This is a genomic window from Mesotoga sp. (genome assembly GCF_035363035.1).
Lineage (GTDB): Bacteria > Thermotogota > Thermotogae > Petrotogales > Kosmotogaceae > Mesotoga.
Map to the genome: position 1 here is coordinate 23,985 of NZ_DAOSEH010000020.1, position 6,351 is coordinate 30,335.

Here is a 6,351-nt window from a genome sequence, read left to right on the forward strand (position 1 = left end):
AGTGAAACTCGATCTGGCCATACTGAACCTTAACTCAATCGTAACTCCGGTCGCCCACGGACCGGTCAGGGGGAGAGATATGGCCCGCATCGAATGTATAAAGGAAAGCAACATCGGAATCCTTGATGGGAAAATCGAATACGTCGGACCGGAAATACCAGTCGCTGAAAAATATATCGACGGCCGTGGGTTGATCGCCATGCCGGGGTTTATAGACTGTCACACACACATCCCCTTCACAGGTAACAGGAGCAAGGAGTTCCTCATGCGGCTGGAAGGCCGGAGTTATATGGACATAATGAAGGCCGGCGGTGGAATAAGATCGACAACGGAAGCGGTGAGAAAGGCCCCGGCTACCTCTTTGATGGCCGAGTCTTCGCGATTTCTCGACTCCATGCTCTCCCTGGGAGTCACGACTGTCGAGGGTAAGAGCGGGTACGGTCTCGACAGAGATGGGGAGCTCAAGCAGCTTCGTGTTCTCGAAGCGCTCGACGAAATACACCCGGTCGATGTCTTCTCGACTTTTCTGGGTGCTCATGCCCTGCCGCGAGAGTATTCATCCAAAGACGAATACCTCTCCTCATTGATCGAAACGTTCGATGAAGTTCACAAACTGACAGATACTATCGATATTTTCTGTGAGGATGGGGTTTTCAACGTAGATCAATCGAGACGTTACATGCTCGCCGCCAGAGACCGTGGCTTCAGGATCAGAATACACGCCGACGAGCTCTCCTCATCGGGAGGCGGTTTGCTTGCCGTGGAACTGGGGGCCGTTTCCGCCGACCACCTGATATCGGCCGACGATGCCACCATCAAGGCGCTTGCGAAAAGCGACACCATCGCCACGCTCCTTCCCGGAACCTCCTTCTTTTTGAACGAGAGTTTCGCAAGTGGCAGAGAATTGATCGATCGGGGGGCGATCGTCGCCATAGCATCGGATTTCAACCCGGGCTCCTGCAACATATACAACCCCTTCATCGTCATGTTTCTCGCCGTCACCAGGTGCGGCCTCAAGGTTGAAGAAGCAATAACCGCCTACACCGCCAACGCGGCGGCCGTTCTCGGGGCCGAGGACAGGAAGGGATTGATCAGAGAAGGTTACGACGCCGATCTAGTGCTACTGAGAGCCGGGGATTACTCGGAAGTGGTGTACAATTTCTCGAGGGATATAGTCTCGAATGTCATAAAAAGCGGAACTGTAATCGGATGAACATAAGGGTAATTCTAACGGGAAAACCGAAATCGGATTTTGTCGTCCAAGGTATCGAGCAATATGACAAATGGCTCAAACCGTACGTGAGAATCGAAATCCGGCATCTTCCCCTGGGCGGAGGAACGGACAGAGAGAGGGAGAAGATCAAGGAGAAAGAAGGCAAAAACTACCTGAAACTTTTGAGACCCGATGAAACTGTCGTTCTGTTGCATGAACAGGGTGAACAATACTCATCGGTAGAGTTTGCACAGAAGCTACAAAAATGGCAGAATATAGGAGTGAAGAATCTGTCTTTTCTCCTGGGAGGACCGCTCGGTTTCAGCGACGAGCTTCTCTCGAGAGAGTGGCAGAAATTATCGCTGTCCAGAATGACTTTCACACACGAGATGGCTCTCATGCTTCTACTCGAGCAGCTCTACAGGGCCTATTCTATTCTGGACAACAGGACATACCATTACTGATCTGGAGGTGTAAAAAAGAAGTGGGCGACCCTACTAGTAGCGAGGACCCTGTGTCGCTTTTATTGAACCTGGCCTTTCTGATTCTATTGCTGTATCTATCGGGACTTTTCTCTGGATCTGAAGCGGCTCTAATGTCCGTGAGCAAATTGAAATTGCGCGAGCTCTCGGAGAGTGATGAAAAAAGGCTCAGCAAATCAGTTAAGAATTTCATTGACAATCCCAACAGCATTCTGACAGCTATTCTGGTAATGAACAACATAGTGAACATTCTCGCCTCTTCACTCGCCACGCTTCTTGCAATCCAGCTGTTGCCGCAGAACTCTGCAGGTGTCGCCGCTGCGATAGTAACCGGCGTGATGACTTTTCTGATACTGGTCTTCGGTGAAATAACACCCAAGATCTTTGCCAGAGAGAACCCCGAGCGTTTTTTCAAGAGAGTTATAGTTTTTATAACCATCTTAACGTCTGTTCTCAGGCCCCTACTCTGGTTGCTTCTGCGCATCTCGAATCTCTTCATAGTCATAGTGGGTGGAAAAAAAGTCCCGTACGCTCCGTTCATAACGGAAGATGAGATAAGATCTGCCGTGGACGCCGGACACGAAGAGGGCGTTCTTCAATCCGAAGAGAGAATGATCATGAAGCGCACTCTCGAGTTGAAGGATATCTCGGTCAAGGAGATAATGACTCCGAGGGTCGAGATAGTTTCACTGGAAGAGGACGCACCGCTCATAGAATTGATGGAGCTCGTAGAATCGGAAGGTTATTCGCGTTATCCCATATACAGGGAAAATGTCGACAGGATCGTCGGGGTTTGTTATGCGAAGGATCTGCTCAACTTCATCCTGGATAGGAAAGATAACGATCTTCTCCAGGTCGTCCATGTCAAAGAAATAATGAGGGCGCCCTACTTCGTTCCCGAAACTAAAAAGGTCGATGACCTTCTCAGAGAGTTCAAAGAGAAGAAGAACCATATGGCGATAGTTATCGACGAGTACGGGGGGACGGCCGGCCTGATAACCATGGAAGACGCTATAGAGGAATTGACCGGTGAAATACTGGACGAGTACGACGAAGAGTCCGAAGAAATGATGATAGAAAAGGTCAGCGACAGCGAGTACATAGTCGATGGCATGACGCCTATAAACGATATCGAGAGGGAGCTCGAACAGGTCTTTCCCGATACCGAGTTCGAAACTATCGGCGGCTACTTGCTGGAGGTTCTCGAAAGATTTCCCGAAGTGGGAGAGAAGATAATAGTCAACGGCTTTACCTTCGAGATCCTGGCAGCCGGAAAGAACAAGGTCGAAAAGATCAGGCTAAGCGTTGACAGGAGGAGCGTCGATGAAAGACAGTTCAAAGGAGAACATACTGATACAGAAAGCTATTGAAGCCATGGAGAACTCCTATTCTCCCTATTCGAATTTTCCGGTGGGAGCGGCCCTTCTGACGGTGGAAGGGGAGATCTTCACCGGTACGAACGTCGAGAACGCGTCGTTCGGTTTATCGATCTGCGCCGAGAGATCCGCGATAGCCTCGGCCGTGTCCAGGGGGCGGAGAAGTTTCAGGGCTATAGCCATCGTCAGCAAGAGAGATGAAGCGACTTCTCCCTGTGGAATGTGCAGACAGTTCATGGCCGAATTCGGAGACTTCGAAGTGATACTGGTGGGGAAGGACAGTGTTGTAAGAACAACTGTTTTCGAGCTGCTCCCCATGCACTTCGAACTGGAGGAATGAAATGGAGATTTCGTTGCATAAAGAGGAGATCTTCTCCGGAAGGATATTGAAACTGGAGAGACATCTGGTGAAGTTGATCGACGACAGCGAGGCTTCCAGAGAGGTGGTAAGGCATCCTGGAGCCGTGGCAGTCGTCGCCTTCAAGGGAGAAGAACTGCTGCTGGTAAGGCAGTACAGGTTTCCTGTTCAGAAGTATATGCTGGAAATACCGGCCGGCAAACTCGATGAAGGAGAGGACCCCGTGAACTGCGCCAGGAGAGAACTGCTCGAAGAGACCGGTTACGGACCGGTGAGGCTTGAAAAACTGACGGTGATAGAGACTTCGCCGGGCTTTTCCGACGAGGCGATCCACATTTTCACCTGCGAAGTCGAGAGGGTCGGAGAATCCGATCCCGACGAAGGTGAGTTCGTCGAACCGGTCTTTATGAGAATCGAAGAAGTGGTAAAGAGGATACTAGAAGGAAGCATAAGCGATAGCAAGACAATTTCCGGTGTTCTACTTGCCCTGCGCAGAAAGGAGAGTCTATGATGAAAATGAATAGGGTGAGATTCGCTCCAAGTCCCACCGGCTATCTGCACGTTGGCGGCGCGCGTACCGCGCTTTTCAACTACCTTTTCGCCAAGCATTACGACGGCAAATTCGTGCTCAGGATAGAAGACACAGACATTTCCAGATCTACGAAAGAGTACGAAGGGCAGCTGATGGAATCTCTCCTCTGGATGGGAATAACCTGGGACGAGGGGCCGGATGTCGGGGGAGAGACGGGTCCGTACAGACAGACCGAGAGGACCGATATATACGTGAAAATGGTCGATGAGTTGATAAATTCCGGCAAAGCCTACAGAGTCTATGCCTACCCAGAAGAGATAGAGACGCTTCATGATGATCTCCTCTCCCAGGGCAAGCCGCCCCACTACGATCAGCAGATGCTAGAGAAGTTCAACACTCCCGAAAGGAAAAAGGAGTTCGAGGGCGGGGGTCTCAACCCAGTGGTTTTTTTTAAGATGCCGAGAAAGGAATACCGTCTCCTCGACCTGATAAAGGGCGAAGTTATTTTCAAAGAAGGCGCGATCGGCGATTTCGTGATACTCCGCTCCAACAACCAGCCCATCTACAACTTCGCGGTCGTCGTCGATGATATATTGATGGAGATCACGCACGTAATAAGGGGGGACGATCACCTTTCAAACACCCTTCGGCAGCTCGCGCTTTACGAGGCCTTTGAAGCGCCCATCCCTTCGTTCGCCCACGTATCGATGATCCTTGGTCCCGACGGTAAAAAACTCAGCAAGAGGCATGGAGACACATCGGTCGAACAATTCAGGGACAGAGGTTTTCTCCCGGAAGCCTTTTTCAACTTTCTCACCCTTCTTGGATGGTCGCACCCGGAGGGAAAGGAGATACTTTCCTACGGCGAAATAATAGAGAGTTTCACCATAGACAGGGTCAACACCAGTGCGGCTATATTCGATGAAGCCAAAGCTCGCTGGATGAACGGGGTTTATATACGCGAAGCCGATCTGGATAGAATTACCGATCTCACCATACCCTTCCTCGTGCAGGCCGGGCTGATCTCGCTCGAGGAGGCCGGTGCGAACCTGAAGTGGCTAAAGCGGGCCATCGATTCGGTGAGAAAGGGTGTGGAATTACTGTCGGAAATACCTGAAAAGATGAAGCTCTACTTCGAAGAAATCCAGGTGAGACCTCTGAGCCCCGAGAACGAGGAACAGCGGAAGGTCTTCAGATCACTCGAAGCTTTCAAGGACAGGATAGAGTACCTGAACAGCTGGAGCAACGAAGAGATAGTCTCGACGATCAAAGAGATACTAAAGGAGATAAAACCCGACAGGAAGTCCTTCTACATGAGCCTGAGACACGTGTTGACTGCCAGCGAAGAGGGACCGGAACTCGTAGATGTCGTCTTCCTGCTCGGCAGAAACAAGACCCTGCACCGTCTCCAGCAGGCCCTTAGACTTCCATAAAAAAGGCCCCTGAAAGGGGCCTTTTTTATGACTCTTTCTCGTAAGGTTCGCCATCTGCCGCAGGAGATCGTGTCTTACCTATGAAACCTCCCACAACTATCAGCGTCACTATGAAGGGCAACATATTGAAAAGCGGTTTCACGTTGGCCGAAACAGATACGATCGAACTGCTCTGCAGCTGGAGGTTCATGGCTTCGGCGGCACCAAAGAGAAGGGCCGCCCACATTGCGCCCGCGGGGTTCCAATTCCCTAGTATCATCGCGGCCAGAGCTATGAAGCCCCTCCCGTGGATCATGTTCTCGACGAACCTTCCCAGCTCTCCCACTGAGAGGAAGGCTCCGCCTAGACTGCTCAGGGCTCCGCTCATGAGGACACCGAAATATCTGGTCTTGAAAACGTTTATACCTAGAGTATCGGCCGCTTCGGGGTTTTCACCGACCGCCCTCATCCTCAAACCTAGAGGCGTCCTGTACATCAGGATCCAGCTAGCTATAACCGCGGCGATCGCCAGATAAGTGAAGGGGCTCATAGAGCCGAAGATGTCGCCGATGAAGGGTATTCCCTTCAGCCAGCCTATCTCTATGTAGGGTACCCTTCCTATGAAATCCGTCTGACCCTCGTTGCCGAAAATGGGAATCATGAGAAAAGAGGTGGTACCCTGAGCGACGATAACCAGGGCCGTTGCGCTGACTATCTGGTTGGCCGACCAGCGTATGCTCGCCCACGCGTGGAACCATGTGAACCCAACCCCTATTATGACCGCCATCAAAACGCCGATCCAGGCGTTCCCCGTGATGAAAGTGAAGACTATAGAGTTGAAGGCGCCCATCAACATGATCCCTTCGAGAGCGATGTTAGTAACCCCTGTGATCTCGCTGTAAGTACCGCCCAGGGCGGAGAAAATCAGAGGCGTCGCAGAAAGCAGAGTCAACTTATAGAAAAGCGGATTAACGAGAA

At 51.2% G+C, this 6,351-nt stretch carries 7 protein-coding genes; 6 read left to right on the top strand and 1 reads right to left on the bottom strand.

Going from position 1 to position 6,351, the window contains the following annotated elements:
* Window position 1: 1 nt before the first annotated feature.
* From hutI to gltX, 6 genes are read left to right on the top strand one after another with little or no spacing between them, the layout of a single operon-like run.
* Complete coding sequence (gene hutI, locus PKX57_RS05030) at window positions 2-1,213, top strand: imidazolonepropionase (RefSeq protein WP_470745774.1); 1,212 nt, start codon at window positions 2-4, stop codon at window positions 1,211-1,213.
* Complete coding sequence (locus PKX57_RS05035; protein WP_214050129.1) at window positions 1,210-1,677, top strand: 23S rRNA (pseudouridine(1915)-N(3))-methyltransferase RlmH; 468 nt, start codon at window positions 1,210-1,212, stop codon at window positions 1,675-1,677. Before hutI ends, PKX57_RS05035 begins: the two co-directional genes overlap by 4 nt.
* Window positions 1,678-1,697: 20 nt before the next feature.
* Entirely contained in the window at window positions 1,698-3,065 is a 1,368-nt protein-coding gene (locus PKX57_RS05040; protein ID WP_213920099.1) for a CNNM domain-containing protein, read from the top strand.
* On the top strand, window positions 3,019-3,411 hold the full coding sequence (cdd, locus tag PKX57_RS05045) for a cytidine deaminase (protein ID WP_213920098.1): 393 nt from the start codon (window positions 3,019-3,021) through the stop codon (window positions 3,409-3,411). Before PKX57_RS05040 ends, cdd begins: the two co-directional genes overlap by 47 nt.
* A 1-nt stretch (window position 3,412) precedes the next feature.
* Entirely contained in the window at window positions 3,413-3,940 is a 528-nt protein-coding gene (locus PKX57_RS05050) for an NUDIX domain-containing protein (RefSeq protein WP_213920097.1), read from the top strand.
* A 5-nt stretch (window positions 3,941-3,945) separates the two neighbouring features.
* Entirely contained in the window at window positions 3,946-5,394 is a 1,449-nt protein-coding gene (gene gltX / locus PKX57_RS05055) for a glutamate--tRNA ligase (RefSeq protein WP_214047336.1), read from the top strand.
* Between the two features lie 25 nt (window positions 5,395-5,419).
* Here gltX and PKX57_RS05060 read toward each other — a convergent pair.
* On the bottom strand, window positions 5,420-6,351 hold a 932-nt coding region (locus tag PKX57_RS05060), incomplete at its 5' end, for an ABC transporter permease (RefSeq protein WP_472416273.1).

Bases quoted from the DNA above. Each gene is read 5' to 3' on its own strand.
- cdd (WP_213920098.1), top strand. From the start codon at position 3,019: ATGAAAGACAGTTCAAAGGAGAACATACTGATACAGAAAGCTATTGAA.
- PKX57_RS05050 (WP_213920097.1), top strand. From the start codon at position 3,413: ATGGAGATTTCGTTGCATAAAGAGGAGATCTTCTCCGGAAGGATATTG.
- gltX (WP_214047336.1), top strand. From the start codon at position 3,946: ATGAATAGGGTGAGATTCGCTCCAAGTCCCACCGGCTATCTGCACGTT.
- PKX57_RS05035 (WP_214050129.1), top strand. From the start codon at position 1,210: ATGAACATAAGGGTAATTCTAACGGGAAAACCGAAATCGGATTTTGTC.